The following is a 25,927-nucleotide window of genomic DNA, read 5'->3' on the forward strand; positions in this document are numbered from 1 at the left end:
TAGTGGAGGCAGCTGATGTCCGAAGTTACAGATTACACGGCTCTATTAGCATATACATCGGACTTCAGGCTCCGCTGGAACAGCCTGACTGATCTCGGCACTCAAACTGTGGTGACATACAGCTTTGTTGAAAGCGGCGACCTGGGGAATGCGGCAGACGACCCTTATAATGCCACCAGCTATTGGTCCTTCAACAGCACGCAGCGCGACTATTTCCGCCAGGCTCTCGCGGAGTATGAGGACGCTTGCGGATTGCTGTTTGTCGAAACAGACAGACCGGCTATGATCAACGCCTTTGGCTACAACGGCGGCTCTGCTGCAGGCTGGGCGGATCTTGCCTGGTCCAGCTCCTACTCCACCAATGAGGGAGAGCTGGCGATCGCGGGCAGCAGCATGGCGCCGGGGTCCTACGGATATGAAACGGTGCTGCATGAGATCGGTCATGCACTCGGTCTTGAGCATCCGCATGACGGTGAAGATACGCTGGCCGACCACCTGGACGACCAGGAACATACCGTGATGACCTACAACTATGCCGGCTATAGCGTCACGGAGCTGGGGATTTTTGATGTGCAAGCCGTGATCCATCTTTACGGCGATACCGGCGGAACCGCAGGATGGAGAGCTTACGCCAATTCGGCGGGCGACGTTGTGATCAAGGCCAGCAGTCGCGCAGAAACTGTATTGGCGACCGGGCAGGATACCAAGATTTATGCCAAGGGCGGCGAAGATACAGTCATCGGACGCGAAGCGGATGACCGCCTGTTCGGCGGCGGTGGCGCTGACAGTCTTATCGGCGGCTATGGCGAAGACAGGCTAGCGGGCGGCAAGGGCTCGGATATTCTGATCGGCGGCTTGGATGAGACCGATTATTCTGGCGACAACGGTGAAGACGATATTTTGAAAGGGCATGGCGGCAGGGACACGCTTTACGGCGGTCAAGGGGATGACAGGCTGATCGGCGGCCACGGTAAAGACCGCCTTGTCGGCGGCGAAGGGGCTGACGTCCTGACGGGCGGCAAACATGCGGATGTCTTTGTGTTCGTGTCCGCCGATTATTGGGATGACCAAGTCATTAAAGATTTTGGCAAGGGCAGTGACCGGATCGAGTTCTTGGACACCTCAATAGACGATTTCAGCGATCTGACCATCACGCAGGTAAATGGCAACACGCTGATCGACTACTACAGCAGTTTCAATATCGAGCTGACCGGCTACACGAGCACGCTTACAGAGGACCACTTTTTGTTTACCTGATAGGGCAAGCCGGGGACCCTGCCGCGCCGGGGCGGAGCCGGGGTTACTTCAACCCGGCTTCGGCCTCAATCTGCTTGCGGCTCTTGCGGGCGCGCTCGGTCGCCGATTTCAGCTGGCCGCAGGCAGCCATGATGTCATCGCCGCGGGTTTTGCGGATCGGCGAGGCATAGCCGGCCTGATAGACAATATTGGCAAAGGCGTGAATGCGGTTGTTCGAGGACCGCTTATACGGGCTGCCGGGCCATTCGTTGAACGGGATCAGGTTGATCTTGGCCGGAATATTGTAGCGCTTGATGTGGTCGATCAGCCGGTGCGCGTCCTCGTCAGTGTCGTTGACCCCGTCCAGCATCACATATTCAAAGGTGATCCGCTCGGAGTTCGAGACCTTCGGGTAGTCCGCCAGCGCCTGCAGAAGCGTGTCGATGTTCCAGCGCTTGTTGATCGGCACCAGCACATCGCGGGTCTCATTCGTGGTCGCATGGAAGGAAATCGCCAGCAGGCAGCCGATTTCCTCTGCCGTGCGGGCAATCTCGGGAACGACGCCGGAGGTCGAAAGCGTAATCCTGCGGCGGCTTAATGAGATGCCCTCGGGATCCATCGCAATCTTCATCGCATCGCGCACGTTGTCGAAATTGTACAGCGGCTCACCCATGCCCATCAGCACGATGTTCGAGAGCAGGCGGGTTTCGTCTTTGGGCGCACCCGGCACCGGCCATTCCTCCAGATCGTCGCGCGCCATCATCACCTGGCCGACAATCTCGGCCGGGGTCAGGTTGCGCACCAGCTTCTGAGTGCCGGTATGGCAGAAGGTGCAGGTCAAGGTGCATCCCACCTGGGATGAAATACACAGCGTGCCGCGGCCGTCTTCGGGGATGTAGACGACTTCGACCTCATGTCCGCCATTGATCCGTACCAGATACTTGCGGGTGCCGTCGGTGGAGACCTGTTTGCTCACCACTTCGGGGATGCGGACTTCGAATATGTCCGCCAGTTCCGCGCGATAGGCTTTGGCCAGATTGGTCATATCCGCGAAATCGCGTTTGCCCCACTGGTAGATCCACTGCCAAATCTGGCCGACCCGCATCTTGGCCTGTTTTTCCGGGGTACCATGTTCGATCAGAACCTCGCGCATGCGCTCGCGGGTGAGGCCGACAAGATTGACCTTGCCGCCCTCGGGGTCCTTTCTAGGCAGGGTCAAAACGTCTTGGGTGATCGGCGCGCTGGCGGTCATTGGCTTTAGCCTCGGTGCTGGTGGGCGGATGCGGCTCTATATAGGATTCCCGCGGAAGATCAAAAGGAATCCTTGAAAACAAGTTTCGGGCCGCAGCACTGCTCAGTGCCTAATTGGAAAACCGCACCAGTTCCTCCACCCGGGCACGCCCCAGGCTCGTCCAGCAGGCCCGCGTTGCAATTCCTGCGTCTTCGCGCACCGCATGGGCTTCGCCGGCAAAGGCGCAATGGGCAGTCCGGAATGCTTCCCATGCGGTTTGACTTTGCTTCAGCGCAGCCTCCATTGCTGTACCGCCCTTGGTGTTGTCGCGCTCTGCAGCCGCGACCATTGCGGTTTCCAGCGCGTTGAACAGTGCGGCTTCAACACCTTCTTCATCTTCAGCCACACAGGTGCCGATTTCCTCCTGGCTGCCCGCGCCGCATTCCAGCGCTGGATTGGCAAAAGCGGGTTGCAAAAACAACGCAACTGCAAGGCAAGCGCACGGGAGACTGGCTGAGTCCGGCATGGCAAGCACCTCCTGCCGGCTATGCTACGCCGCTTGCAGCCTTCAAACAAGAAAACACCGGCACGGGCCGGGGCTTGGAATGTTTCCGCCCGGCGCCAGAGGTTACTTGCTGCAGCGCTTTTCCGCATCTTCCAAGGCAGCCGTGAAGCCCAGCAGCGAAAAGCTGTCCTTGGTTTGGGTGCCCCGGGCCGATCGTGCGGTCAGCACCGCATTGGCGCCGCGCTTCATGGCTGTAACGATCTTGGCATCATCCGCAGGGGTTGCCGGCCAGGCCCATTCGCCCTCCGTGAATAATTCAAACTCGGATTCGCCGATGGCCATGTTCACGGTGGAACCCGGCGCAAACGGATACCCGCCGGTAAAGCTGACTTCACCCTTGGGGGCATCGCTGCTGCGGAAGGTGACAAACAGCTGGATCTCGCTGCGGCGCACTGCCACGACGCGGCCGTCGCGGGTGTTCACAGTTTCCTTTGGTGCGGAAACCCCCCAGCACTCGTTGGGGTTGTCGCCCTCAAAAACGCTCCAGTCCACCTTGGCTGCAACCCGGTTGTTGGAGGTTGCTTGCGCTGTTGCGGTGGATGCCAATGCTGCCAGACACAGGCCCGCAACCACGCGGGCAAGTTTCAATGCCATTTGTCCCGACTCCAAGACTGTTCTCTAAACCTCAAATACCAAGCAAAGGGCCTGCAGCGTTTCAACCGCCGTCTGGTCCCGATCCCCTCGCTTGCGCTACACAAGCACACTAACGTAACTAGCACCACGGGCGAAAGTGCGTTTTGGCAGGATTTCGCCAAGAAAACATAAGGGGAGACATCATGGCGAAACCTGTGCCCATGGCCGAAGTCTGGCGCGGCCCGCTGCTGGAGAGCCTGCATTTGGGCCATGCCGTCATCTGCGACGCCTCCGGTCAGGTGGTGCGCAGCTGGGGTGACCCGGATGCGGTGATCTATCCGCGCAGCTCGGCTAAAATGATCCAGGCGCTGCCGCTGATCACCTCCGGCGCCGCCGCGCGCTATGGGCTGACGTCCGAACAGCTGGCGCTTGCCTGCGCCTCCCACAATGGCGCGCATATCCACACGGTGCGGGTGAATTCTTGGCTGGATCAGCTAGGGCTTGGCGATGACGACTTCCGCTGCGGTCCGCAGCTGCCGGATGACATCCCGGCCCGCAACGAGCTGATCAAGACCGGCAACAGCCCCTGCCAGGTCCATAATAACTGTTCCGGTAAACACGCGGGCTTTCTGACACTGATGCAGTACCTTGGGGCGGGGACCGAATACATCGAAGTCGATCACCCGGTGCAGCAGGCGTGTCTGGCTGCGTTTGAGGAAACCACCGGCCTGGACAGCCCCGGCTATGGTATCGACGGCTGCTCGGCGCCGAATTTTGCCACCACGGTCACCGGGCTGGCGCGTTCCATGGCCTGGTTTGCCAGCGCCGACGACCGTTCTGACCGCGCATCGCAAGCTGCACAGCAACTGGTTGCGGCAATGACCGCGCACCCCGAGTTGGTGGCCGGCGAAACCCGCGCCTGCACCAATATGATGCGCGCCATGGGCGGCAAAGTGGCGATTAAGACTGGGGCCGAGGCGGTGTTCGTCGCCATCCTGCCCGTGCAGAAAATGGGCGTGGCCGTGAAAATCACCGATGGGGCAACCCGCGCCAGCGAATGCGCAATTGCCGCGCTGATGGTCAGCCTCGGTGTGCTGGACGCCGGGCATCCCGCCACCCGCAAGTACATGAACAAGACACTGTACAGCCGCCTCGGGCTGGAGTGCGGGGCGATCCGCCCTGCAGCCGAGCTGCTGTTCTAATGAAGAATGCCCCGGTCTCTGGCCGGGGCATTCACTTCACATTTGCATTTCAATGACTTCGGCCACTTCCACCGAACCGCTGCCATCCACTACCATCGGGCAGCCCTTGGCCATCTCGCAGGCGGCGTCTTGATCGGCAGCCTCCACCACAGTGTAGCCAGAGACCGGATTGGCGCCGCCATTGTCCGCGACGCCGCCGGCGCTGACCGTCTTGGACATGCCCACCGGCGCTCCGGGAATCTTCAGCGCTTCGCCCATGGAACCCATCCAGTTCTTCCAGGCCTCCATGACCTTGGCGCCTTCTTCCTCGCTCTCCGGGGTCTTGCCGCCGTGATAGGCAAAAATGAACTGTGGCATTGGTCTTCTCCCTTGGTTGCGATGGATGTAATTCAGGTTGGTTCGGCCAGCTGCGCCTCCAGCTTGCGCAGGGTTGAAGTCCAGCCCTGTTCGTGGCGTGCAGCAGTGTCGCTGCCGTCCAGATCCCGGTGGTCAATCAGCAGCATGGCGCCGTCTTCGGTGGCAGCAATTGTGAAGGTCACATGGCTTTCGGCGCCGCGGGTGCCATCCTCATCATGCCAGGCCCAGGTGAAGCCGACGGATTTCGGTTCATCCACATGGGTCACTTGTCCCGAGACGTGAAACCGCTGGCCGTCGTTGTTCTGCATGATGGAATACCAAGGGCCGGTACGGCTGAGGTTTAGATCATGTTCCGGGATATGCATGCCTTCCGGCCCCCACCATTTCAGCAGCTTGTCTGGCGTTGTCACCCAAGCGAACAACTTTTCCGGGCTGACCGGAAACACTCTTCGCAGCTGCAGATCACTCATCCCGTTCCCTCCATCAGGTGTCATCCTCCATCAAGGCCGTTTCCAGGCGGTCCAGGCCGCCTTCCCAGAAGGCACGCCGGGACTGGGTCCACTCGGCAATCATTCGCAGGCCTTCGGGCCGGGCCGAATACAGCCGCTTGGTGCCATCGGCGCGCTGCGTGACCAGCCCGGCCTCGCGCAGCACCTTCAGATGGCGCGAGATAGCAGGGGCCGAGATGCCCGCGCCCGGTGCCAGGTCGCCGGCAGGCAGTTCGCCTTTTGCAATCAGCTGGTCCACGATTGACATGCGGGTTTCATCCGACAGCGCGGCAAAGAACTTTAGAATCGGTGCCATGGTTCTTTTTACCACTTCTGTTAATTAAGTAGTAAGTTAAAAATATCCGTCCAGAAAGAATGCAGGCCACAAAGCATCCCTGTCTGCGGACACAAACACGGCGCATCAAGGCAGAAGCCAAAAATGGCGGCCCCGAACGGCACCTTCGGTTTGCTAGCCGCCAACGCCGTTACCGGGATGGCACCCGCCAGCAGCAGAACAGGAAAGGCGGCCAGCCCGCCGCCTGCAACCGCCTCGATGCAACCCTTGGGAAAACTGCTGCCTGCAAAAAGCAGGGTCTAGATCCTCACTGCAAAGGATCAGATTGGTCAGGCTTTGAATGCATTCTGGCCGTAGCCTTGGATATAGAGAAGCGCGGTTAAGTCGCCGTGATTGATACGGATATCGCATTCCGCTGCGACCGAGGGTTTGGCGTGCAGCGCCACACCGGCCCCTGCGCGTTGCAGCATCCCCAGATCATTGGCGCCGTCGCCGACCGCAATGACATCCGTTTCATCGATTCCCAGCCGGGCGGTGATCTGCTCCAGAGCCTCCACCTTGGCTTTCCGGCCCAATATTGGCCTGCCGGCCTTTCCGGTCAGCTTGCCGTCTGCCACCTCCAAGGTATTGGCGCGGTTTTCGTCAAACCCCAGATCTGCCGCCACTTTTGCGGTGAAGGCAGTGAACCCGCCCGAGACCAGCGCTGCATAGGCGCCCTCTGCCTTCATCGTGGCCAGCAGCTGACTGCCGCCGGGCATAAAAGTGATACGTTCGGCCAGTACCTTGCCGATCACTGCTTCCGGAAGACCCTTCAGCAACCCGACCCGTTCGGTCAACGCACCCTCAAAATCCAGCTCGCCGTTCATTGCCCGGGCGGTGATCTGCCTGACCCGTGCGCCAACGCCCGCTTCTTCGGCCAGCTCATCAATACATTCCTGCTGGATCATGGTTGAATCCATATCAGCCAGCAGCATCTTCTTCTTCCGCCCTGCGCTGTGCTGAATGACCAGATCAACCCCCATTTTTTGCAGATCCGCCCAGACGTCCCAGCGGTTGCCGGGCATCTGCGCCAGCGAAAACTCAGCCGCCACACCCGGTGCCAGCCAGTCAGTCTCTCCTCCGCCCCAGGCACTGCGCAGCGATTCGGGCAGAGCGGGCTCCAGCACCGGACTGGCGGGGTTGCAAAGCAGGGTGGCAACAAACATCGGCGGCTCCGTTCCATCGGGTTTACCCTGTCATAGCGGCCCGCCGCTGGAACGGCCAGCCTGCGGTGGGCCGCAGATTTCAGGAGGTATTATAAGGCCTGGTCTTCCGGGAGTATTTCGGGCGGCTGTTTCCGATGGTAGAAAGGCGTGTCGCAAAAAGAGGTGGAATGGCCGTATTTTTCCGAATTTTCTGTTGCATGCCGCGCTGCAGCAGCCTAGCTCTGATGGCGGGACACCCCTCCCCAACGAGGGGCGCTTATCTGGAAGGGTAGCATTGATGGCTATTGCACAACCGGCATCGCGGCCGGCAAATCCGCGTTTTTCTTCTGGCCCTTGCGCCAAACCCCCTGTTTTTGACCTGGCCAAATTGTCCGGCGCGCCGCTGGGCCGCTCGCATCGCGCTGCGGTGGGCAAAGAGAAGCTGAAGGCTGCGATCGAAGGCACACGTGAGATCCTGAACATCCCTGCTGATTATAAGATCGGCATCGTGCCCGCGTCCGATACCGGTGCGGTGGAAATGGCGATGTGGAACCTTCTGGGTGCCCGCGGGGTTGAAATGCTGGCCTGGGAAAGCTTTGGTTCCGGCTGGGTCACTGACGTGGTGAAACAACTGAAACTGGACGCCACGGTCAAAACCGCGGACTACGGCCAGATTGTCGATCTTGGCACTGTTGATTTCAGCAATGATGTTGTCTTCACCTGGAACGGCACCACCTCGGGAGTACGGGTTCCCAACGGCAACTGGATCCCTGCCGACCGTGCGGCGCTGACCATCTGCGATGCCACCTCGGCGGCCTTTGCGCAGCGCCTGCCTTGGGACAAGCTGGATGTGACCACCTTCTCCTGGCAGAAGGTGCTGGGCGGCGAAGCGGCGCACGGCATGATCATCCTGTCCCCCCGCGCGGTCGAACGGCTGGAAAGCTACACACCCGCCTGGCCGCTGCCCAAAATCTTCCGCCTGACCAAGGGCGGCAAGCTGATCGATGGCATTTTCCAGGGCGCGACCATCAACACGCCCTCGATGCTGGCAGTGGAGGACTACCTGCTGGCACTGGATTGGGCCCGCTCGGTCGGCGGACTGGAAGGCCTGCGCGGCCGCGCAAATGCCAACCTTGCCGCGGTCCAGAGCTTTGTGCAGGACAACCCGTGGATCGCCTTTCTGGCGGAACAGCCGGAATACCGCTCGAATACCTCGGTCTGCCTCAGGTTCACTGATCCGCGCATCCAGGATGGTGCCGGTTTTGCCAAGGCCGTGGCCAAGCGGCTGGAAAGCGAAGGCGTGGCCTATGACATCGGCGCCTACCGCGACGCGCCTGCAGGCCTGCGCATCTGGTGCGGCGGCACGGTTGAAACCACTGACGTGGCGGCTCTGATGCCTTGGATCAAATGGGCTTTTGAGGCCGAGATCGCCACCCAGGCCGAAGCGGCCTGACCCGGGCCCTGTTCCGGGGCCCCGGCCCCGGATCCTCCCTCCGAGGGATCCCTCACCATATCAGGCCGCACAGGCCCCCGTTTGAAAAGGACCACAAAAATGGCTCCCAAAGTCCTCATCTCCGACAAGCTCTCTGAAGCCGCCGTACAGATCTTCCGCGATCGCGGCATCGATGTCGATTTCCTTCCCGATGTGGGCAAGGACAAGGACAAGCTGGCGGAAATTATCGGCCAGTACGACGGCCTCGCCATCCGCTCCGCCACCAAGGTGACCGAAAAGATTCTGGAGAACGCCGCAAACCTCAAAGTGATCGGCCGAGCCGGCATCGGCACTGACAACATCGACAAGGAAGCCGCTTCCAAGCGCGGCGTCATTGTGATGAACACGCCCTTCGGCAACATGATCACCACTGCCGAACACGCCATCGCCATGATGTTTGCAACCGCGCGCCAGCTGCCTGAGGCGTCCGCCTCCACCCATGCCGGCAAATGGGAGAAGTCCAAGTTCATGGGCACCGAACTAACCGCCAAAACCCTGGGTGTGATCGGTGCCGGCAACATCGGCGGCATCGTCTGCGATCGCGCCCGCGGCCTCAAGATGAAGGTCGTGGCTTATGACCCCTATCTCAGCACCGATAAGGCTGATCAGATGGGCGTCGAAAAGGTTGAACTGGATGAACTGCTTGCCCGTGCCGACTTCATTACCCTGCATGTGCCGCTGACCGATCAGACCCGCAACATCCTGTCCAAGGAAAACTTGGAGAAGACCAAGAAGGGCGTGCGCATCATCAACTGCGCCCGCGGCGGCTTGGTTGACGAGGGTGCGCTGGCGGAACTCTTGACCTCCGGCCATGTGGCAGGTGCTGCCTTTGACGTGTTCTCGGTAGAGCCGGCCAACGACAACGCCCTCTTCGGCCTGCCCAACGTGGTCTGCACCCCGCACCTCGGTGCCGCCACCACTGAGGCGCAGGAAAACGTCGCCCTGCAGGTGGCCGAACAGATGTCCAACTACCTGTTGACCGGCGCCGTGGAAAATGCGCTCAACATGCCCTCGGTGACTGCCGAGGAAGCCAAGATCATGGGCCCCTGGATCAAATTGGCCGATCACCTGGGCAGCTTTGTGGGCCAGATGACGGATGAGCCGATCAAGGCAATCAACATCCTCTATGATGGCGTTGCTTCGGAGATGAACCTGGACGCCCTGAACTGTGCAGTGATTGCCGGTATCATGAAACGCGTCAACCCCGAGGTGAACATGGTTTCCGCCCCGGTGGTCGCCAAGGAGCGCGGCATCCAGATATCGACCACGAATCAGGGTAAATCCGGCACGTTCGACGGTTATGTCAAGGTGACTGCCGTGACCTCAAAGCGCGAGCGCTCGGTGGCGGGTACCGTGTTTTCCGACGGCAAGCCGCGTTTCATCCAGATCAAGGGCATCAATATCGAGGCCGAGGTCGGCGCGCATATGCTTTATACCACCAACGAGGACGTGCCCGGCATCATCGGCACCCTGGGCCACACCTTGGGCGAAAGCGAAGTGAACATTGCCAATTTCACCCTGGGCCGATCCGAAGCCGGCGGCGAAGCCATCGCACTGCTCTATGTGGATGACGAAGTGCCCGCCGGGGTCCGCGCCAAGCTGGCCGAAACCGGACTGTTTAACCAAATAAAGCCTTTGGCATTCGACATTGCCTGACCTGTCCGGTGAATAACTGGAAAAAGCCCCCGCTTGCCCTGCGGGGGCTTTTTCTTTGCGAGGTTCACATCACCTTGGCTGCGCAAAGGCTGACTTTTCCGGCCGGCTGCGCAGCACCACCGCCGCAAAGATCAGCATCGACAGCAGTGCCACCAGCGATCCTGCCTGCGCTAGCAGGTCGCTGCTGTTCTGAATGGCCAGCGGGATGCCCGGCACCAGCAGCGTCAGCGCCAGTATAGCGGTTCCCAGGTGCAGCCGTGGCAAAAGGCCCCCGGCGGCCTGTGGCAGCAGGTGGTAATAAAACGCATAGATCGCACAACTGACCCAGCCAAGCAGGTTCAGATGCCCGTGGGCTGGCGACAGAAGGTGGTCCTGGCTTGCCGACATCTGGATTCCCCAGACCATGCCGCCAAGCGCCGATGCCACCGCCGCCAGCATGAACCACCGCGCAATTCCTTCCATTTTCAGCCCTCCCGGTTCAGTTTGTTCATTGGACAACTTCCCAGGTAACCTGGGGCGGTGAAGCCTGATTGCCAGCCTGAGGGCAGACTTTCCGGGGGTTGAACTCCTTGCCGTAATACTCCATCAAACTGCCAAAGCTGCGTAAAGGAGCTGCCATGACCACCCCCCTCTACGCCATCGGCGATATCCACGGCCAGGTGAAGATGCTAGAGCAGGCGCTGGCCCGGATTGAGGTTGATGGCGGCCCCGAGGCCCGCATCGTCTTCCTGGGCGACTACACCGATCGTGGTCCCGACAGCCGAGGGGTAATTGAGCGGTTGATCGCAGGCCAAGAGGAGGGCCGGGCCTGGATCTGCCTCAGGGGCAACCACGACCGGATGTTTGAATGGTTCATGGAGGACATACCGCGCCATGACCCGCATCTACTGATCGGATACCACTGGCTGCATGAGCGGATCGGCGGCACTGAAACCCTGGCCAGCTACGGGTTGACATTCAAGGACCGTACCCGGCTCGACGATCTGCATGCAGAAGCAAAAGAAGTGATTCCTCTGCAGCATGCTGAATTCCTGCGCAGCCTCACGCCCCTTCACGAGACGCCGGAGCTGGCCTTTGTGCACGCCGGAATCGTGCCCGGTGTACCGCTGGCCCGGCAGAAGGAGGATGATCTGGTCTGGATCCGGCAGCCGTTCCACGACCACTCCGGTGCGCATCCGAAACTGATCGTGCATGGTCACACGCCGGTGGACAGGCCCAGCCATTACGGCAACCGCATCAACCTTGACACCGGTGCAGGCTACGGCCGCCCTCTCACTGCCGCAGTGTTCGAAGGCCGCAGCTGCTGGCTGCTCACTCAGAACGGGCGCCAGCCGCTGATACCCTAAACCGCGGCCTCGTTCTGGTTGCAAGTATTATGGGGGTGAGGCCGCAAGGCCAAGGGGGCAATGCTCCCTCGATCCGTGCTCAGCTCCAGTTAAGCACCACCTTGCCGCTTGTCCCGGATTTCATTGCCGTGAACCCTTCTGCAAAATCCTCCACCGCAAAGCGATGGGTGATCACCCGGCTCACATCCAGCCCGTTTTGCAGCATGGCGATCATCTTGTACCAAGTTTCGAACATTTCGCGCCCGTAGACGCCCTTGAGGGTGATCGCCTTGAACACAATGCGGCTCCAATCCACCGGCGATTTGCCCGGCGGAATGCCCAGCAGCGCAATCTTTCCGCCCATTACCAGCGCCTCGACCATCTGATCCAGCGCCGCTTGCGAGCCGGACATCTCCAGCCCGACGTCAAAGCCCTGTTTCATGCCCAGTTCTTGGATCACATCACTTAGCTCTTCCTTGGACACATCCAAAGTACGCGCCGCCGGCACAACATGCGCAGCCAGCTTCAACCGGTCCGGGTTGATGTCGGTGATTACCACATGCCGCGCACCCGCATGTTTCGCCACCGCCGCCGCCATGATGCCAATGGGGCCGGCCCCGGTGATCAGCACATCCTCCCCCAGCAGATCAAAGCTCAACGCGGTATGCACCGCATTGCCCAGCGGGTCGAGAATGGCGCCGATCTCGTCCGGGATGTCATCCGGCAGCGGCACCACATTGAAGGCGGGCAGTTTCAGATATTGTGCGAAAGCACCCTGCTCATTCACCCCGATGCCGCGGGTGCCGGGGTCCAGGTGGAACTTGCCAGCCCGCGACTGGCGCGAATCCGTCTTGATCAGGTGCCCCTCGCCGGAACACCGTTGCCCCACTGTCAAGTCCTCCACGTTGCGGCCGATTTCAATGATCTCCCCAGCAAATTCGTGCCCGGTGATCATCGGTACCGGTACGGTATGCGCGGCCCAGTCATCCCAGTTCCAGATATGTATATCGGTCCCGCAAATGCCGGTCTTCTTAACCTTGATCAGCACCTCATCCGGGCCGATCTCGGGCACCGGTGCCTGCACCATCCACAGGCCTTCTTTGGGATGCGATTTCTCCAGTGCCTTCATCGTGTTAGGCAGGCTCATGAAATCACCCCCAGTTCCTTGCCAACTTTACCGAATGCGGCCAGCGCCCGGTCCAGCTCATCCCGCGTCAGCGCCGCATTCATCTGCGTCCGGATCCGCGCCTGACCGCGCGGCACCACCGGGAAGAAGAAGCCAGAGACATAAACGCCCTCGTCGAACAACCGCGACGCCATATCCTGTGCCAGCTGCGCTTCACCCAGCATCACCGGGATAATCGGGTGCTCACCGGGCAAGAGGTCAAAGCCCAGGCTTTCCAGCCCCGCGCGCCAGTATTTCGCGTTATCAAACAGCTGCGCCCGCAGAGCGTCCCCTTCTTCCACCAGCCGGATCGCCTCCAGCCCGGCGGCAACAATTGATGGCGGCAGCGAATTGGAGAACAGATAGGGCCGCGCCCGCTGCCGCAGCAGGTCGATCACTGGCTGCGGCCCGGCGATATAACCGCCAATGGCCCCCCCAAGTGCTTTGCCCAATGTCCCGGTGACGATATCCACGTCGACCCCGAAATGCTCCGGCGTGCCGGCGCCCGTTGCCCCCATGAAACCGGTGGCGTGGCAGTCATCCACCATCACCACCGCATCGTATTTGTCCGCCAGCGCCCGGATTTCAGGCAGCTTGGCCAAGTAGCCGTCCATCGAGAACACCCCGTCAGTGGCGATCATGATATGGCGCGCCCCGTCCTCGCGGGCCTGTTTCAGCCAGGCTTCCAGATCGTTCATGTCACTGTTCAGATAGCGGTAGCGCTTGGCCTTGCACAGGCGCACGCCGTCGATGATTGACGCATGGTTCAGGCTGTCCGAGATAATCGCATCCTCCGGCCCCAAGAGCGGCTCGAACAGCCCGCCATTGGCGTCGAAACAGGCGGCGAACAGGATCGCGTCGTCCTTGCCAAGGAACTTGGCCAGACGGCTCTCCAGCTCCCGGTGAATGTCTTGCGTCCCGCAAATGAACCGCACGCTCGCCATGCCGAACCCTTTCGGCTCCATCGCGTCCTTGGCGGCTTTAATCAGGGCGGGGTGATCGGCCAGCCCCAGATAATTGTTGGCGCAAAGGTTGATCACCTCACGGCCGCCGACCGTGATCTCGCCCCCTTGGGGAGAGGTGATCATTCGCTCACGCTTGTACAGCCCCTCAGCCTCAATCTGGGCCAGCGTGCTGGAGATGTCGGTCAGAAATGCGTTGGACATGAGCTAACTCCCTGGGTGCCTCGAGTCGCGTGTCTATCATAGCGGATGCATTTCCGAAATACAGGATTTCAGTATCACGGAACATTTTCCGCAAAACCGGATTTGAGGCAGACGTTCGGCCAAGCCGGGCTATCTGATCCTGCAACAGGGAGGAAACGCATGGCACGCATCATGGGTATCGGCGGGGTGTTTATCAAGGCGCGTGGTGATGCCAAAGCGCTGGCAGAGTGGTACCGCGACCACCTGGGGCTGGAGCTGAAGGATTTCGGCGGCGCCATCCTCAATTGGCAGCAGGATAAGGCCGAAGACGGCGGCCTCACCGTCTGGGCCACTGCCGATCCGGACGGAACTTGGTTCGCCCCCAGCGCTTCCAGCTTCATGATCAACTACCGGGTTGATGACATGGACGGCATGATCGCACAGCTGACCAAGGCGGGTATTCCCATTCAGCAGGGACCGGAAACCCATGAGAACGGACGTTTTTCCTGGATAATGGACCCCGAGGGCAACAAGGTGGAGCTGTGGGAGCCCAAGCTTTGGGATGAGAAGAATAAGGGCTGACAGTCAACCGCAAACGAAAAAACGCGGCCCCTTTGCAGGGACCGCGTTTCAGAACTGATGAGCTTTAAAAGCTTATGCCAGCGCCAGGTTCACAGCCGACTCGCGGCCGTCACGGCCGGGCTCGATGTCGAAAGTGACTTTCTGGTTGTCCGCCAGGCCGGTCAGGCCGGAACGCTCAACAGCGGAAATGTGCACGAACACATCTTTGCTGCCGCCGTCGGGTGCGATGAAGCCGAAGCCTTTGGTGGTGTTGAACCATTTTACGGTGCCGGTGGCCATATCCGTAGTCTCCTAGTAGATGCTGCCCGCGGAAGTGCGGCAGCCTGGCGTAGTCGGTCTGGATCGAGAGACTGAAAACGCCGCAGAGCGGGAGACAGTGGATCGACAAGAATAACGTTAGCGATCCACATATGGTCCGATGCCGTGAGTCTTTCAAGGGGTTTGTTCTGGAAAGGTGGTAAGAAGGGCTTTCTTGCCGGTACGTTTACGCTAGTTCAGCGGGAAAGAACCGGCTAAAAATTTGAATCTTCCCGCCTGTTTGAAAGGTCTGCTGATGTCCGCACTGATTTCGAAAGGAAGAGCAGGACCGGGAATAAAGGCCAGCTTCAAGCCGTTTTCACAATCAGAAACACCCGCGCCGGCCCCTTCGATGAGGTAACCGAATGCGCGACATCAGCGGCATAGCGGGCGGTGTCGCCTGTTTGCAGCAAGTCGTTGGCATTGCCAGAGGAAAGTGCAATTTCCCCCTCCAGAACGGTCAGTTGTTCCACAGTGCCGCGGGTGTGTGGCTGGCTGACCAATGCGCCGCCTTTGTCGAAACGGATATCATAGACCTCATGCCCGCCGGCTTCCTCCGGCGGCGACAGAATGCGGATCCGGCAGCCTTGGCCCATGTTCTCGATCTTGGGCACATCTGTTGCGCGCAGAACCTCAATCCGGTCCTTCATGTCACCTGTTTCCAGCAGCCCGGCAAAATCCACCTGCAGCGCACGGGTGAGATTCCATAGCGTTGCGATGGTGGGCGAGCTTTCGCCGCGTTCGATCTGGCTTACCATGGAGCGGCTGACGCCGGAGAGATTCGCCACCGCTTCCAGGCTGAGCCCTTGGGTGCGGCGGGCCTCTTTCAGGCGGGCGGGCAGCAAGGTCAGGATATCGTCTGTGTTTTCCGTCATGACGGATTCTCTGCGCCGTCAGGCCGTGTTTGTCAAATCTTCCTGACATTCGGAATGCTGAACCGCGGCGGCGTGCAGGGGGCGGTATGGGGAGAGCGCAGAGCGTGACGTGGCGTTTCCATGACGGCACGTCCCGGCAGACAGGACCATGCTGCAGGCGCATAATGGCGGCAACGCAGGAGTGAGGAGAAAGACAATGACTGATATCGTGATCCTGGATGGCGCCCGCACCGCCATCGGCACTTTCGGCGGCGCTTTAGCGGGAACTGCTCCGATTGATCTGGCAACCACCGTGTCCAAGGCTGCCCTGCAGCGCTCGGGAGTGGACGGGGGCCAGATCGGTCATGTGGTGTTCGGACACATCATCAATACCGAGCCGCGCGACATGTACCTGAGCCGGGTTGCAGCGATGCAGGCGGGGGTGCCTGATGCGGTGCCGGCGATGAACGTGAACCGGCTTTGCGGATCTGGAGTGCAAGCAATAATCTCTGCCGTCCAATCTCTTGCCTTGGGAGACGCGGAATTCGCACTGGCCGGCGGCGCCGAAAACATGTCGCGCAGCCCCTACATTAACCAGCAGAGCCGCTGGGGTGCCAAGATGGGGGATGTAAAATCTCTGGACATGATGCTGGGGGCGTTGAACTGCCCGTTCGGCACCGGCCACATGGGGGTAACAGCAGAAAACGTCGCCGATGAGCACGGTATCACGCGCGCCCAGATGGATGAGTTCGCCGTCATCAGTCAGACCCGCGCCGCCGCGGCGATCGAAGCCGGGCATTTCAAATCGCAGATCACACCGGTTGACGTGAAGGTCAAACGCGACCTGGTGCCTTTTGAGGTGGACGAGCACCCCAAGGCCACCACCTTGGATGTGCTGGCCGGGCTTAAGGCGGTGTTCCGGAAAGACGGGCGGGTAACCGCTGGCAATGCCAGCGGCATCAACGACGGCGCTGCGGCGGTGGTGCTGGCCACGGCCTCCGCTGCAGAGCGGGCAGGTTTGAAACCCAAGGCACGAATCCTGGGCTATGCCCATGCCGGTGTGCGCCCGGAAGTAATGGGCATTGGCCCGGTGCCCGCGGTGCGGAGCCTGCTGGAGAAAACCGGCCTGTCACCCAGTGATTTTGATGTGATCGAATCAAATGAGGCCTTTGCGTCGCAGGCGCTGGCGGTGAACCAGGAACTGGGGCTGGATCCCGCCAAGGTGAACCCGAACGGCGGAGCGATCGCCCTGGGCCATCCCGTGGGGGCAACAGGCGCTATCATCACCTTGAAAACTCTCTATGAATTGGAGCGATCCGGCGGGTCTAAAGGTCTGATCACCATGTGCATCGGCGGTGGCCAGGGCATCGCATTGGCAGTCGAGCGGCTGTAATTGAAAGGGAAGGGGGCGCTGCCCCCCCCCTCGCGGTTTGCGGCGCTCACCGCTGGAGTATTTCAGACCAGAAAGAAAACCGTGGCCATTGGGGCCTGTGCGTGGTCACAGCAGCAAGGCAATCACGGCACAGAGGCTTATTCCGCCGGCTGCTCCCAGAACGGCCGGTGTAACCCAGCTGTTTACGCTGGGCTTTTGTGTGCCGTTCTGCGCCGCTTGTGCGATCAGCGCCTGCTCCACCAGCGCGGGCAGCCGGGGGCCAAACCGGGCCATCACCTTGGCGGTGTCCAGAAGGTCGCTTACCACCGCACGAGGACCGATGGATTTCTTGATGTAACCCTCAACCACCGGGCGGGCGGCCTCCCAGATGTTGATATGCGGATCCAGCGACCGGGCAACGCCTTCGACCACCACCATGGTGCGCTGCAGCAGGATCAGTTCGGTGCGGGTTTCCATTCCGAAACGCTCTGTCACTTCAAACAGATAGTTCAGCAGCCGCCCCATTGAGATCTGCGATGCATCCATGCCGAAGATTGGCTCTCCCACCGCGCGCAGGGCGCGGGCGAATTCGTCTACGTCGTGGGATGCGGATACATAACCGGCTTCGAAATGCACCTCGGCGACGCGTTTGTAATCGCGTTTGATGAAGCCGTAGAGGATCTCGGCATAAACCCGTCGCGTGTACTCATCAATGTGGCCCATGATGCCGAAGTCATAGGCGATGATGTCACCATTGGCGGCGACCTTCAGGTTGCCTTGATGCATGTCGGCGTGGAAAAAACCGTCGCGCAGCGCATGGCGCAAAAACAGCGACAGTACCCGGTCGGCCAGCACCCGGCGGTCGTGTCCGGCGGCATCCAGCGCGTCATTGTCGCCAAGCGCGACGCCGTCCGCCCAGCCCATCGTCATCACCCGGCGGGCGGAATAGCCCCAGCGGATTTCAGGCAGCTGGAAGCCTTCGTCATTCACGGTATTGGCGGCAAATTCCGACGCGGCGGCGCTCTCAAGCCGCAGGTCTAATTCCCCTTGCACCACGCCGTCGAAATGTTCGATCACGTCCATCGGTTTCAGGCGGCGGGCGCCGGGCGCGAACAAGTCCACGATTCGGGCGGCGAAATAGAAGGCGTCCACGTCCTTGTTGAAAGCGCGCTCGATACCCGGGCGCAGCACCTTGACGGCAACTTCCTCGCCGGTTTCGGCCAGTGTTGCGCGGTGCACCTGGGCGATGGAGGCGGCGGCAATCGGGTCACTGAAGTCCGAAAATATCTCGGAGACGGGGCGGCCCAGTTCCTTTTCCACTTCGGCCAGGGCCTCAGCGCGGGAGAACGGCGGCAGTTTGTCCTGCAAAACGCGCAACTGGCGGGCCAGATCCTTGCCCACCACATCCGGCCTGGTCGAGAGCACTTGCCCGAACTTGATGTAGGCAGGCCCCAGGGCGTTCAGCGCCCGGGTCTCGGGCGGCATTGATGGATCGCCCTTGTACCCCATCCATTTGAACGGCCAGCCCAGGGTCCGGGCGAGAATGCGCAGCGGCTTGGGCGCCTCGAACGCTTCCAGCACCGAATGCATGGCACCGGTGCGCTCGAAAGTGGCGCCTGTGCGGATCAGGCGCAAAATATTATGAGGGCCGCGCATGGGTCAGATTTTCCAGCCGGAATGCAAGCAGGCGATGCCCAGCGACAGGTTGCGGTACTTGGCGTTCTCAAAACCCGCCTGTTTGACCATGCCCAGGAAGGTCTCCTGATCCGGGAAGTTGCGGATCGATTCCACCAGATACTGGTAGCTGTCGTAATCGCCGGCAATCATTTGCCCCATCCGCGGGATCACGTTGAAGGAATAAAGATCATAAAGTTTCTGCAGCCCGTCGTTCGGCAGCTGTGAGAATTCCAGCACCATCAGCCGCCCGCCGGGGCGCAGTACCCGGTAGGCCTCGTTCAGCGCGTCCTGCGGCCGGGTCACGTTCCGGATGCCGAAGGAAATGGTGTAGACGTCGAAAGTGTTGTCCTTGAACGGCAGCTTCATAGCGTCGCCGGTGACCCAGTCGAGGCTGCCGGCCATCTGTTCGGCTTCGGCGCGCTTGCGGCCTTCCTCCAGCATCGGGCGGGTCAGATCCAGCACGGTGGAATGGCCGTGGCCTGCGCGTTTCAGGAAGCGGAAAGAAATGTCGCCGGTACCGCCCGCCACATCCAGCAGCCGCTGGCCGGGGCGCGGCGCCAGCCAATCCATCATCGCGTCTTTCCAGACCCGGTGGATGCCAACACTCATCACATCGTTCATGATGTCGTATTTCGAAGCGACCGAGTTGAAGACCCCCTGCACCCGGCCCGCCTTCTCCGCCTCGCGGACGGTTTCGAACCCGAAATGGGTGGTATTGTCGCTGCTATCGCTCATGAGGCTTGCCGTTTGCTGATTTCCGCCCTTGTTATAAGGCGCTGTGGGGCAGGCACAATGCGGCCCGTTGTTTCAGGAGGGGTGTAATGCCAGAATTGCCCGAGGTCGAGACGGTGAAACGCGGATTGGCACCGGCCATGGAGGGGGCGGTGATCATAAATGCGTCGGTGAACCGGCCTGGTCTGCGCTGGCCGTTTCCAGAGCGGATGGCCGAACGGCTTACCGGTGCGCGGGTGAAGGGTTTGCGGCGGCGGTCGAAATACATTCTTGCCGACCTCGACACGGATGAGACATTGCTCATTCACCTTGGCATGTCCGGGCGGATGACCGTGTCGGGCGATCCGCTGGGGCAGTTCACGCATGAGCACCCGCAGGCGGAAAAGCACGACCATGTGGTGTTCGACATGGACAACGATGCCCGCATCACCTTCAACGATCCGCGCCGGTTCGGGGCGATGGATTTGCTGGACACTGCGACTGCCGGGAATCACAAACTGCTGGCGGTGCTGGGACCGGAGCCGTTGGGTAATGATTTCCACGAAGATCACTTGGTGGCCGCTTTCCAGGGCCGTAACACGCCGGTGAAATCCGCATTACTGGATCAGGGAATCATTGCTGGACTTGGTAACATCTATGTCTGTGAAGCGTTGTTCCGTGCGGGAATTTCGCCACGCCGCAAGGCTGGGCAGATTGCTGCGCACCGGGTTGCCGCGCTGGTACCGATCATCCGCCAAGTGCTGCAAGATGCCATCCGCGCCGGGGGAGCTTCTCTCAAGGATTTTCGGCAAGCCTCTGGTGAACTTGGATATTTCCAACACAGTTTCGATGCCTACGGGCGTGAGGGCGAACCCTGCCACCGCGCGGGTTGCGACGGGTCAATTGTCAGAATCACTCAGTCAGGACGCTCCACCTTCTATTGTGTAAAGTGCCAAAGATAGCTTGATCAGAGTGCCCCTTTTGGTAAGGACTCGGATTTGAACGGAACAACCGAAAGAGAAATCATGGCCTACGAGACGATCAACGTCGATGTGCAGGACCACGTTTGCCTCATAAAACTGAACCGCCCAGAGGCGATGAACGCGCTCAACAAGGAACTTATCGGCGAGTTGTGCGCCGCTTTGGAAGAGGCCGATGCCAGCGACAAGGTGCGCTGTATCGTTCTCACCGGGTCGGAAAAGGCTTTTGCCGCCGGCGCTGACATCAAGGAGATGTCGGAGATGAGTTTCACCGAAGTGTTCTCCACCAACCTGTTCGCCGATGCCAACGACCGCATTTCCGCAATCCGCAAACCGGTGATCGCGGCGGTCGCAGGCTATGCGCTGGGCGGCGGCTGCGAGCTGGCAATGCTGTGCGATTTCATCATCGCAGCAGAAACCGCCAAGTTCGGCCAGCCTGAGATCAACCTTGGCGTCGTTGCGGGAATCGGTGGCACTCAGCGTTTGACCCGGTTTGTGGGCAAGTCGAAATCGATGGACATGAACCTCACCGGTCGCTTCATGAACGCCGAGGAAGCCGAACGCGCCGGCCTGGTGTCGCGAGTGGTGCCGGCCAAGAAGCTGGTCGAGGAAGCTACTGCAGCAGCGCAGAAGATTGCCGAAAAATCGCTGCTGACAGCGATGGCGGTCAAGGAAACGGTGAACCGCTCTTACGAGCTGCCGCTGAGCGAGGGGCTGCTGTTTGAGCGCCGTGTGTTCCACTCGATGTTCGCCACCGAAGACCAGAAAGAAGGCATGGCAGCCTTCCTGGAAAAGCGCGAAGCGCAGTTCCGGGATAAGTGAGGCTAGCTGGGGATTGGAGTAACGAAGCGGCGGGCAGATAGGCCCGCCGTCTTTCTGACCGGACCGGTGCCCTTGCAATTCTGCGCCGGGTTGGGTATCAGCCGCCTCATACATGCGCGTGCAGCCCGCTCTGGCTAGAATCACACCGGTTTAGTGACCCGGGTTCGGCTGGCATTGCGTCCGATTGAAACAGAACCCGAGATAAGGTCAAACACCATGGCAAATTCGCCCCAGGCCAAGAAGCGCGCACGTCAGAACGAAAAGCGCTTTGCCGTCAACAAAGCCCGTCGTTCGCGCATCCGCACTTATCTGCGTAAAGTTGAAGAAGCTATCGCCTCCGGCGACAAGGAAGCTGCATCTGCCGCTCTGCGCGCAGCCCAGCCGGAACTGATGCGCGGCGTCACCAAGGGCGTGTATCACAAAAACACCGCTTCCCGGAAAATCTCGCGCCTGTCCGCACGCGTGAAGGCACTGGCCTGAGATTCGCTCCACTGAGCGGGCTTCAGAACAGTTGAAATGTTGTCAGGGCGCTGCAGATTGCAGCGCCTTGTTTTTTGGGTAAACCCTCGGCGGCGTGCTGCAGATGCGAGGGATTCTTTGCCGGCAAAGACAGAGTCAACATCATAGTTTCGTTGCTGCCGCCCCCCTCAAATTGCTACCAATAAGACAGCGATTCACTCGCTGGGGGGACAGGCTGCTTGCGGCAATCTTGACGGGCATCAAGGTTGCCAGGTTGCTCGGTGCAGACGGTACTTTTGTGCTTTGTTCTGGCCGGCATCTACTGCTGTATCGGTTATGGACAGCAGCCTTGTCTCAATTGTGTGCGATACTGTTCGTGAAGGCAGCTCTGCCGCGTCCTGCGGCTGATTTTGCTGTTTTGCACGAACCTTCAACCTTCGGGTAATGCGGCCGCTGCTGGTCCGCACACAATAAACTTGTGGGTGAATGCCCCCCGATTCGTTGGGGGTAAAGATAGAATTGGCCCGGCCAATGGGCCGCTGCTTTTTTGGGGACGCGTGAGGCGCAGCATGACAGAAGAAAAATGGGGACAGCTCAGAAACCGGCTGTTGAAGACGGTAGGCCAGAACAACTTTACGACCTGGATTGAGCCTCTGGAATTTGACACCGTGGAGGGCGGCGTTGCCGTCTTCAAGGTGCCGACGAATTTCATGGGAAATTACGTCAGCCAGAATTTTGCGGATCTTATTCTGCATGAGCTGACAATGTCCGGCGAGCCGGTCCAGCGCCTGGCCTTCCGGGTCGCGGCCAACTACAGCCCGGCCCGTTCCGCAGAAACTGCCGGGACGGCTGACACCTATGGCGGTGAACACAACGACGTGGCAGTCATGACAGCACCTGCTGCGGCTGCGGCATCGGCGGGTGGCAGGGACACGCTGGAAGCGTTGCAGGCGGCTCCGCTGGACCCGCGCTTCACCTTCGACAGCTTTGTAGTGGGCAAGCCGAACGAACTGGCCCATGCCGCCGCGCGCCGCGTTGGCGAAGGTGGTCCGGTCACCTTCAACCCGCTGGTGCTTTATGGGGGCGTCGGCCTGGGTAAGACCCACCTGATGCACGCCATCGCCTGGGAACTGAAGGAAAAGAACCCGTCGCTCAACGTGTTGTACCTGTCGGCAGAGCAATTCATGTATCGCTTTGTGCAGGCCCTGCGCGAGCGCAAGATGATGGACTTCAAGCACCTGTTCCGTTCAGTTGACGTGCTGATGGTGGATGACGTGCAGTTCATCGCCGGAAAGGATTCGACCCAAGAGGAATTCTTTCACACCTTCAACGCGCTGGTGGATCAAAATAAACAGATCATCATCTCTGCCGACCGTGCCCCGGGTGAGATCAAGGACCTGGAAGACCGGGTGAAATCCCGTCTGCAGTGCGGCTTGGTTGTGGATCTGCACCCGACGGACTATGAACTTCGCCTGGGCATTCTGCAAACCAAAGTAGAGCAACAGCGGCAAACCTATCCGGATCTGCGCATTGCCGATGGCGTGCTGGAGTTTCTGGCACACCGTATCTCGACCAATGTTCGCGTTCTTGAAGGCGCTCTTACCCGCTTGTTTGCCTTTGCTTCGCTGGTGGGCCGCGAGATCGACATGGATCTGACGCAGGACTGCCTGGCCGATGTGCTGCGGGCTTCCGAGCGCAAGATCACTGTTGAAGAGATCCAGCGCAAAGTTTCCGAATATTACAACATCCGAATGTCGGACATCATCGGCCCCAAACGCTTGCGCTCTTATGCACGCCCGCGCCAAGTGGCGATGTATCTGTGCAAGCAGCTGACCAGCCGGTCGCTGCCAGAGATCGGCCGCCGCTTTGGCGGGCGCGACCACACCACCGTCATGCATGGTGTAAAGCGTATTGAGGAGCTTAAGACCACTGACGGCCAAATTGCCGAAGATGTCGAAATGCTGCGCCGGTCTCTGGAGGCCTGACGCGCAGTTCCAGCCCAGACTGCAGACCCCAAATGACACTGCGGCCCCGGTTTCCGGGGCCGTTCTTTTGCATCCCAAAGGGCAGGCCGTCACACCCATAAAGCCTGTGAATACCCGATATCACAGAAAACACAGTTTCAATCCGATCAAAACCGGCGATAACGGCGCCCTGTACAGGAGCTCCGCATGAAACAGCTGCCCCCCGAAAACATGGACACTCCCCGCGGGCTGGCCTTTGCCACCGCTGCCTATCTTATGTGGGGGTTCCTGCCGCTTTACATGAAAGCACTGGCGCATATTCCCGCAGTTGAGGTCGTTTCCCACCGGGTGGTCTGGTCGGTGCCAATCGCAGCGGCGCTTCTGCTATTCCTGCGGCGGACAAAGGATCTGCAGGCGGCGTTGAAGAACCCCAGCATGCTGGGTATGGCCTGTATCACTGCGGCGCTGATTTCAGTGAACTGGGGAATCTATGTCTGGTCGATTGCCTCTGGCCGGGCATTGGACGCAGCATTGGGATACTACATCAATCCGTTATTCAGCATTGCCCTGGGTGCTTTCCTGCTGCGGGAGCCGCTGACCAAGGCGCAAATGGCCGCCGTCGCCTTGGCCGCCGCTGCTGTAGTGGTTCTGACGGTCGAGGCCGGCAGCGTGCCGTGGGTCTCGGTCGGGCTGACGCTTTCTTGGGGATTTTATGCGTTTTTCAAAAAATCTCTGCCGATCGGTCCAAATCAGGGCTTCTTGCTGGAGGTGTTGATACTGCTGCTGCCGGCCCTGGGCTATCTCGCCTATCTCACCGCAACCGGAACCAGCAGCTTTGGTGTCTCTCTAAACGATACCGCGCTGCTTCTGGGGTGCGGTGTCGTCACCGCGGTGCCGCTGATCGTTTATGCCAATGGGGCCAAGCTGGTGCGGCTTTCGACCATTGGCATCCTGCAATACATCGCGCCGACGATGATCATGCTGGCCGCGGTGCTTCTGTTTGGAGAGGAGTTCGGCCGTGCCAGGATGATCGCCTTTCCGATGATCTGGGCCGCTTTGGTTATCTACTCGGTTCCGATGATGCGGCAGATGCGCAAACGTGCGGGTTAGGGGTTATTCGCCGGCAGGAGCATCCTCGACCACGCCGGCAACAGGCCCCATCATGAAGCCCGCATCGCTGCGGCCCAGCTCAGGCGCGTGCAGGCGCGAGATATTGCCGTCGAAATACAGCGCATTGGGCAGCTTAAGGTAATCCCGGAAGAGGCTGCCGAACTGGTGAAACGTCACCGCATTGCGCGAGATGGCAAAGACCGCACGGCGGCCATCGGCTGAGGTTCCGACCCCGTTCCTTACATAATAGCTGTCCGAATCGGGCAGGAAGCGCGGGTGCAGCTCTCCATCGATCACCAGCATCGGCCCGGATTGGGTGGCGTAGGTGCAGGCGGGGGCGGCTTCGGCAAAAGCCAATGTTTCGAATACATCAGCCCGGGCCTCGCGGATGCAAAACACGCCATTGGGCAGCAGGCCGAAGTTGCCCGGGCCTGCATTGGTTACCAGCCGCATTTCCTTGGCGCCGTCCTCGACATAGAGGCCTACGGGAGACCGGTCGCTGTGATACATCCCGGCATTGGTGGCAAAGGCCAGCGCCTTGCCCTCCTCTGCCAGTGCTGTGTCCAGAGAAGAGAAATGCCCGTAGACCTGCCCGTCGCCATCACGCAGGAACAGCCGCAGCTGCTCCTCTGACGCATCTACTTCGCAGATCGAATACCGGTTGCCTTTATAGGCCGCATCGCTGCATTCCACCGCACTGACGGCCGGAGCGGCCCAGAGCGCGGCCAGCAGCAAGGCGGCCTTGCGGATCACTCTTCCGTGTCGCGGCGCACCGCGTCCTGGGACAGCATCCGGCGGGTCTCGTCCATCTGATCAAACGTTTCATCCAGCCGGAAGCGTAGATCCGGGGCGAACTTCAGTCCCAGTTTTTTGCCGACCGCGCGGCGCAGCTCCCCCTTGTTCCGGGCGAGGAGCTTCAGCACATCCTCCTGTCCCTTGCCGCCCAAAGGCAGCACAAAGGCAGTGGCGATTTTCAGGTCCGGCGAGGTGCGCACCTCGCCCACGGTGATCGACATGCGGTTCAGATCCGGGTCATGCACATCGCCGCGCGCCAGCACCTCGGAGAGGGAGCGACGGATCAGTTCGCCGACGCGAAGCTGGCGCTGGGAGGGCCCGGGGCCGTCGTGGAATTTGTTCTTTGCCATATTTCCGATCTATGCCGGATTGCGGGCTTTGCCAAGCGCT

The 25,927-nt window shown here is 60.2% G+C and carries 28 protein-coding genes; 12 read left to right on the plus strand and 16 right to left on the minus strand.

Annotated features, from left to right (window positions below):
• Nucleotides 1–15: 15 nt before the first annotated feature.
• The gene (locus AC0KW6_RS15340; protein ID WP_474035332.1) at nucleotides 16–1,257 is read left to right on the plus strand and encodes a zinc-dependent metalloprotease family protein; all 1,242 of its coding nucleotides are present in this window, start codon (nucleotides 16–18) and stop codon (nucleotides 1,255–1,257) included.
• Nucleotides 1,258–1,300: 43 nt separating this feature from the next.
• On the opposite strand, the gene rlmN is transcribed toward AC0KW6_RS15340, so the two are convergent.
• The 3 genes from rlmN to AC0KW6_RS15355 form a co-directional block, all read right to left on the minus strand.
• Nucleotides 1,301–2,488: a dual-specificity RNA methyltransferase RlmN gene (rlmN, locus tag AC0KW6_RS15345; RefSeq protein ID WP_024092312.1), complete on the minus strand. Its 1,188-nt coding sequence runs from the start codon at nucleotides 2,486–2,488 to the stop codon at nucleotides 1,301–1,303.
• Between the two features lie 109 nt (nucleotides 2,489–2,597).
• A complete protein-coding gene (locus AC0KW6_RS15350) occupies nucleotides 2,598–2,948 on the minus strand; it encodes a lysozyme inhibitor LprI family protein (RefSeq protein WP_323783059.1) in 351 nt (116 codons plus the stop codon).
• Between the two features lie 147 nt (nucleotides 2,949–3,095).
• On the minus strand, nucleotides 3,096–3,626 hold the full coding sequence (locus tag AC0KW6_RS15355) for an invasion associated locus B family protein (RefSeq protein WP_323783062.1): 531 nt from the start codon (nucleotides 3,624–3,626) through the stop codon (nucleotides 3,096–3,098).
• A 182-nt stretch (nucleotides 3,627–3,808) separates the two neighbouring features.
• Between AC0KW6_RS15355 and AC0KW6_RS15360 the strand changes: the two genes are divergently transcribed.
• Nucleotides 3,809–4,807, plus strand: a complete 999-nt coding sequence (locus AC0KW6_RS15360; protein ID WP_323783065.1) for an asparaginase — start codon at nucleotides 3,809–3,811, stop codon at nucleotides 4,805–4,807.
• Nucleotides 4,808–4,843: 36 nt separating this feature from the next.
• Here AC0KW6_RS15360 and AC0KW6_RS15365 read toward each other — a convergent pair whose 3' ends face one another.
• The 4 genes from AC0KW6_RS15365 to serB all read right to left on the minus strand — a co-directional run bounded on the left by AC0KW6_RS15365 (nucleotide 4,844) and on the right by serB (nucleotide 7,152).
• Nucleotides 4,844–5,164, minus strand: a complete 321-nt coding sequence (locus tag AC0KW6_RS15365; RefSeq protein WP_323783068.1) for a YciI family protein — start codon at nucleotides 5,162–5,164, stop codon at nucleotides 4,844–4,846.
• A 32-nt stretch (nucleotides 5,165–5,196) separates the two neighbouring features.
• A complete protein-coding gene (locus AC0KW6_RS15370) occupies nucleotides 5,197–5,634 on the minus strand; it encodes an SRPBCC family protein (RefSeq protein ID WP_323783072.1) in 438 nt (145 codons plus the stop codon).
• 13 nt (nucleotides 5,635–5,647) lie between these two features.
• Complete coding sequence (locus AC0KW6_RS15375) at nucleotides 5,648–5,968, minus strand: ArsR/SmtB family transcription factor (RefSeq protein ID WP_323783075.1); 321 nt, start codon at nucleotides 5,966–5,968, stop codon at nucleotides 5,648–5,650.
• Between the two features lie 308 nt (nucleotides 5,969–6,276).
• The gene (serB, locus tag AC0KW6_RS15380) at nucleotides 6,277–7,152 is read right to left on the minus strand and encodes a phosphoserine phosphatase SerB (protein WP_474035333.1); all 876 of its coding nucleotides are present in this window, start codon (nucleotides 7,150–7,152) and stop codon (nucleotides 6,277–6,279) included.
• A gap of 277 nt (nucleotides 7,153–7,429) precedes the next feature.
• Between serB and AC0KW6_RS15385 the strand changes: the two genes are divergently transcribed.
• Nucleotides 7,430–8,584, plus strand: coding sequence for a phosphoserine transaminase (locus AC0KW6_RS15385; RefSeq protein ID WP_323783081.1), 1,155 nt, complete (start codon nucleotides 7,430–7,432; stop codon nucleotides 8,582–8,584).
• Between the two features lie 99 nt (nucleotides 8,585–8,683).
• Nucleotides 8,684–10,279 carry a phosphoglycerate dehydrogenase gene (serA, locus tag AC0KW6_RS15390; RefSeq protein WP_474035334.1) on the plus strand — a complete coding sequence of 532 codons (1,596 nt, stop codon included), beginning with the start codon at nucleotides 8,684–8,686 and terminating at the stop codon, nucleotides 10,277–10,279.
• Nucleotides 10,280–10,348: 69 nt separating this feature from the next.
• On the opposite strand, the gene AC0KW6_RS15395 is transcribed toward serA, so the two are convergent.
• Nucleotides 10,349–10,741, minus strand: a complete 393-nt coding sequence (locus AC0KW6_RS15395) for a hypothetical protein (protein ID WP_323779561.1) — start codon at nucleotides 10,739–10,741, stop codon at nucleotides 10,349–10,351.
• A 155-nt stretch (nucleotides 10,742–10,896) separates the two neighbouring features.
• Between AC0KW6_RS15395 and AC0KW6_RS15400 the strand changes: the two genes are divergently transcribed.
• Nucleotides 10,897–11,625: a metallophosphoesterase family protein gene (locus AC0KW6_RS15400; RefSeq protein ID WP_323779563.1), complete on the plus strand. Its 729-nt coding sequence runs from the start codon at nucleotides 10,897–10,899 to the stop codon at nucleotides 11,623–11,625.
• A 79-nt stretch (nucleotides 11,626–11,704) separates the two neighbouring features.
• On the opposite strand, the gene tdh is transcribed toward AC0KW6_RS15400, so the two are convergent.
• Both tdh and AC0KW6_RS15410 read right to left on the minus strand, forming a co-directional pair.
• A complete protein-coding gene (gene tdh, locus AC0KW6_RS15405; RefSeq protein ID WP_323779589.1) occupies nucleotides 11,705–12,733 on the minus strand; it encodes an L-threonine 3-dehydrogenase in 1,029 nt (342 codons plus the stop codon).
• A 14-nt stretch (nucleotides 12,734–12,747) separates the two neighbouring features.
• Nucleotides 12,748–13,935, minus strand: coding sequence for a glycine C-acetyltransferase (locus tag AC0KW6_RS15410; RefSeq protein ID WP_323779565.1), 1,188 nt, complete (start codon nucleotides 13,933–13,935; stop codon nucleotides 12,748–12,750).
• Between the two features lie 159 nt (nucleotides 13,936–14,094).
• Here AC0KW6_RS15410 and AC0KW6_RS15415 point away from each other — a divergent pair, with 159 nt between their 5' ends.
• Nucleotides 14,095–14,496, plus strand: a complete 402-nt coding sequence (locus tag AC0KW6_RS15415; RefSeq protein ID WP_323779567.1) for a VOC family protein — start codon at nucleotides 14,095–14,097, stop codon at nucleotides 14,494–14,496.
• Between the two features lie 72 nt (nucleotides 14,497–14,568).
• Here the strand turns inward: AC0KW6_RS15415 and AC0KW6_RS15420 are convergent, their stop codons facing one another.
• Nucleotides 14,569–14,775, minus strand: a complete 207-nt coding sequence (locus AC0KW6_RS15420; protein WP_024092327.1) for a cold-shock protein — start codon at nucleotides 14,773–14,775, stop codon at nucleotides 14,569–14,571.
• Nucleotides 14,776–15,101: 326 nt separating this feature from the next.
• A complete protein-coding gene (locus tag AC0KW6_RS15425; protein ID WP_323779571.1) occupies nucleotides 15,102–15,668 on the minus strand; it encodes a helix-turn-helix domain-containing protein in 567 nt (188 codons plus the stop codon).
• A 196-nt stretch (nucleotides 15,669–15,864) separates the two neighbouring features.
• Here AC0KW6_RS15425 and AC0KW6_RS15430 point away from each other — a divergent pair, with 196 nt between their 5' ends.
• Nucleotides 15,865–17,040 carry an acetyl-CoA C-acyltransferase family protein gene (locus tag AC0KW6_RS15430; protein ID WP_323779573.1) on the plus strand — a complete coding sequence of 392 codons (1,176 nt, stop codon included), beginning with the start codon at nucleotides 15,865–15,867 and terminating at the stop codon, nucleotides 17,038–17,040.
• Between the two features lie 105 nt (nucleotides 17,041–17,145).
• Here the strand turns inward: AC0KW6_RS15430 and ubiB are convergent, their stop codons facing one another.
• Together ubiB and ubiE are read right to left on the minus strand one after the other, a co-directional pair.
• Nucleotides 17,146–18,675 (minus strand): 2-polyprenylphenol 6-hydroxylase, encoded by a 1,530-nt coding sequence (gene ubiB / locus AC0KW6_RS15435; protein ID WP_323779575.1) that lies wholly within the window; start codon nucleotides 18,673–18,675, stop codon nucleotides 17,146–17,148.
• Between the two features lie 3 nt (nucleotides 18,676–18,678).
• The gene (ubiE, locus tag AC0KW6_RS15440; protein ID WP_323779577.1) at nucleotides 18,679–19,431 is read right to left on the minus strand and encodes a bifunctional demethylmenaquinone methyltransferase/2-methoxy-6-polyprenyl-1,4-benzoquinol methylase UbiE; all 753 of its coding nucleotides are present in this window, start codon (nucleotides 19,429–19,431) and stop codon (nucleotides 18,679–18,681) included.
• 86 nt (nucleotides 19,432–19,517) lie between these two features.
• On the opposite strand from ubiE, the gene mutM reads away from it, so the two are divergent.
• The 5 genes from mutM to rarD all read left to right on the plus strand — a co-directional run bounded on the left by mutM (nucleotide 19,518) and on the right by rarD (nucleotide 24,742).
• Entirely contained in the window at nucleotides 19,518–20,369 is an 852-nt protein-coding gene (mutM, locus tag AC0KW6_RS15445) for a bifunctional DNA-formamidopyrimidine glycosylase/DNA-(apurinic or apyrimidinic site) lyase (RefSeq protein ID WP_323779579.1), read from the plus strand.
• 63 nt (nucleotides 20,370–20,432) lie between these two features.
• A complete protein-coding gene (locus tag AC0KW6_RS15450) occupies nucleotides 20,433–21,209 on the plus strand; it encodes an enoyl-CoA hydratase (protein ID WP_323779581.1) in 777 nt (258 codons plus the stop codon).
• A gap of 216 nt (nucleotides 21,210–21,425) precedes the next feature.
• Nucleotides 21,426–21,689: a 30S ribosomal protein S20 gene (gene rpsT / locus AC0KW6_RS15455; RefSeq protein ID WP_323779583.1), complete on the plus strand. Its 264-nt coding sequence runs from the start codon at nucleotides 21,426–21,428 to the stop codon at nucleotides 21,687–21,689.
• A 548-nt stretch (nucleotides 21,690–22,237) separates the two neighbouring features.
• Complete coding sequence (gene dnaA, locus AC0KW6_RS15460; protein WP_323779585.1) at nucleotides 22,238–23,653, plus strand: chromosomal replication initiator protein DnaA; 1,416 nt, start codon at nucleotides 22,238–22,240, stop codon at nucleotides 23,651–23,653.
• 186 nt (nucleotides 23,654–23,839) lie between these two features.
• Nucleotides 23,840–24,742 (plus strand): EamA family transporter RarD, encoded by a 903-nt coding sequence (gene rarD, locus AC0KW6_RS15465; RefSeq protein ID WP_323779587.1) that lies wholly within the window; start codon nucleotides 23,840–23,842, stop codon nucleotides 24,740–24,742.
• A 3-nt stretch (nucleotides 24,743–24,745) separates the two neighbouring features.
• Here rarD and AC0KW6_RS15470 read toward each other — a convergent pair whose 3' ends face one another.
• The gene (locus tag AC0KW6_RS15470) at nucleotides 24,746–25,495 is read right to left on the minus strand and encodes a phosphodiester glycosidase family protein (RefSeq protein ID WP_474035335.1); all 750 of its coding nucleotides are present in this window, start codon (nucleotides 25,493–25,495) and stop codon (nucleotides 24,746–24,748) included.
• Entirely contained in the window at nucleotides 25,492–25,887 is a 396-nt protein-coding gene (gene rbfA / locus AC0KW6_RS15475) for a 30S ribosome-binding factor RbfA (protein ID WP_024088352.1), read from the minus strand. Before rbfA ends, AC0KW6_RS15470 begins: the two co-directional genes overlap by 4 nt.
• Between the last annotated feature and the right edge of the window lie 40 nt (nucleotides 25,888–25,927).

It is taken from the genome of Leisingera sp. SA215, from assembly GCF_055902035.1.

Excerpts from the sequence above, each read along its gene's own strand:
- AC0KW6_RS15340 (WP_474035332.1), top strand. The coding sequence starts at position 16 with ATGTCCGAAGTTACAGATTACACGGCTCTATTAGCATATACATCGGAC.
- rlmN (WP_024092312.1), bottom strand. The coding sequence starts at position 2,488 with ATGACCGCCAGCGCGCCGATCACCCAAGACGTTTTGACCCTGCCTAGA.
- AC0KW6_RS15355 (WP_323783062.1), bottom strand. The coding sequence starts at position 3,626 with ATGGCATTGAAACTTGCCCGCGTGGTTGCGGGCCTGTGTCTGGCAGCA.
- AC0KW6_RS15360 (WP_323783065.1), top strand. The coding sequence starts at position 3,809 with ATGGCGAAACCTGTGCCCATGGCCGAAGTCTGGCGCGGCCCGCTGCTG.
- AC0KW6_RS15365 (WP_323783068.1), bottom strand. The coding sequence starts at position 5,164 with ATGCCACAGTTCATTTTTGCCTATCACGGCGGCAAGACCCCGGAGAGC.
- AC0KW6_RS15370 (WP_323783072.1), bottom strand. The coding sequence starts at position 5,634 with ATGAGTGATCTGCAGCTGCGAAGAGTGTTTCCGGTCAGCCCGGAAAAG.
- AC0KW6_RS15375 (WP_323783075.1), bottom strand. The coding sequence starts at position 5,968 with ATGGCACCGATTCTAAAGTTCTTTGCCGCGCTGTCGGATGAAACCCGC.
- serB (WP_474035333.1), bottom strand. The coding sequence starts at position 7,152 with ATGTTTGTTGCCACCCTGCTTTGCAACCCCGCCAGTCCGGTGCTGGAG.
- AC0KW6_RS15385 (WP_323783081.1), top strand. The coding sequence starts at position 7,430 with ATGGCTATTGCACAACCGGCATCGCGGCCGGCAAATCCGCGTTTTTCT.
- serA (WP_474035334.1), top strand. The coding sequence starts at position 8,684 with ATGGCTCCCAAAGTCCTCATCTCCGACAAGCTCTCTGAAGCCGCCGTA.
- AC0KW6_RS15395 (WP_323779561.1), bottom strand. The coding sequence starts at position 10,741 with ATGGAAGGAATTGCGCGGTGGTTCATGCTGGCGGCGGTGGCATCGGCG.
- AC0KW6_RS15400 (WP_323779563.1), top strand. The coding sequence starts at position 10,897 with ATGACCACCCCCCTCTACGCCATCGGCGATATCCACGGCCAGGTGAAG.
- tdh (WP_323779589.1), bottom strand. The coding sequence starts at position 12,733 with ATGAAGGCACTGGAGAAATCGCATCCCAAAGAAGGCCTGTGGATGGTG.
- AC0KW6_RS15410 (WP_323779565.1), bottom strand. The coding sequence starts at position 13,935 with ATGTCCAACGCATTTCTGACCGACATCTCCAGCACGCTGGCCCAGATT.
- AC0KW6_RS15415 (WP_323779567.1), top strand. The coding sequence starts at position 14,095 with ATGGCACGCATCATGGGTATCGGCGGGGTGTTTATCAAGGCGCGTGGT.
- AC0KW6_RS15420 (WP_024092327.1), bottom strand. The coding sequence starts at position 14,775 with ATGGCCACCGGCACCGTAAAATGGTTCAACACCACCAAAGGCTTCGGC.
- AC0KW6_RS15425 (WP_323779571.1), bottom strand. The coding sequence starts at position 15,668 with ATGACGGAAAACACAGACGATATCCTGACCTTGCTGCCCGCCCGCCTG.
- AC0KW6_RS15430 (WP_323779573.1), top strand. The coding sequence starts at position 15,865 with ATGACTGATATCGTGATCCTGGATGGCGCCCGCACCGCCATCGGCACT.
- ubiB (WP_323779575.1), bottom strand. The coding sequence starts at position 18,675 with ATGCGCGGCCCTCATAATATTTTGCGCCTGATCCGCACAGGCGCCACT.
- ubiE (WP_323779577.1), bottom strand. The coding sequence starts at position 19,431 with ATGAGCGATAGCAGCGACAATACCACCCATTTCGGGTTCGAAACCGTC.
- mutM (WP_323779579.1), top strand. The coding sequence starts at position 19,518 with ATGCCAGAATTGCCCGAGGTCGAGACGGTGAAACGCGGATTGGCACCG.
- AC0KW6_RS15450 (WP_323779581.1), top strand. The coding sequence starts at position 20,433 with ATGGCCTACGAGACGATCAACGTCGATGTGCAGGACCACGTTTGCCTC.
- rpsT (WP_323779583.1), top strand. The coding sequence starts at position 21,426 with ATGGCAAATTCGCCCCAGGCCAAGAAGCGCGCACGTCAGAACGAAAAG.
- dnaA (WP_323779585.1), top strand. The coding sequence starts at position 22,238 with ATGACAGAAGAAAAATGGGGACAGCTCAGAAACCGGCTGTTGAAGACG.
- rarD (WP_323779587.1), top strand. The coding sequence starts at position 23,840 with ATGAAACAGCTGCCCCCCGAAAACATGGACACTCCCCGCGGGCTGGCC.
- rbfA (WP_024088352.1), bottom strand. The coding sequence starts at position 25,887 with ATGGCAAAGAACAAATTCCACGACGGCCCCGGGCCCTCCCAGCGCCAG.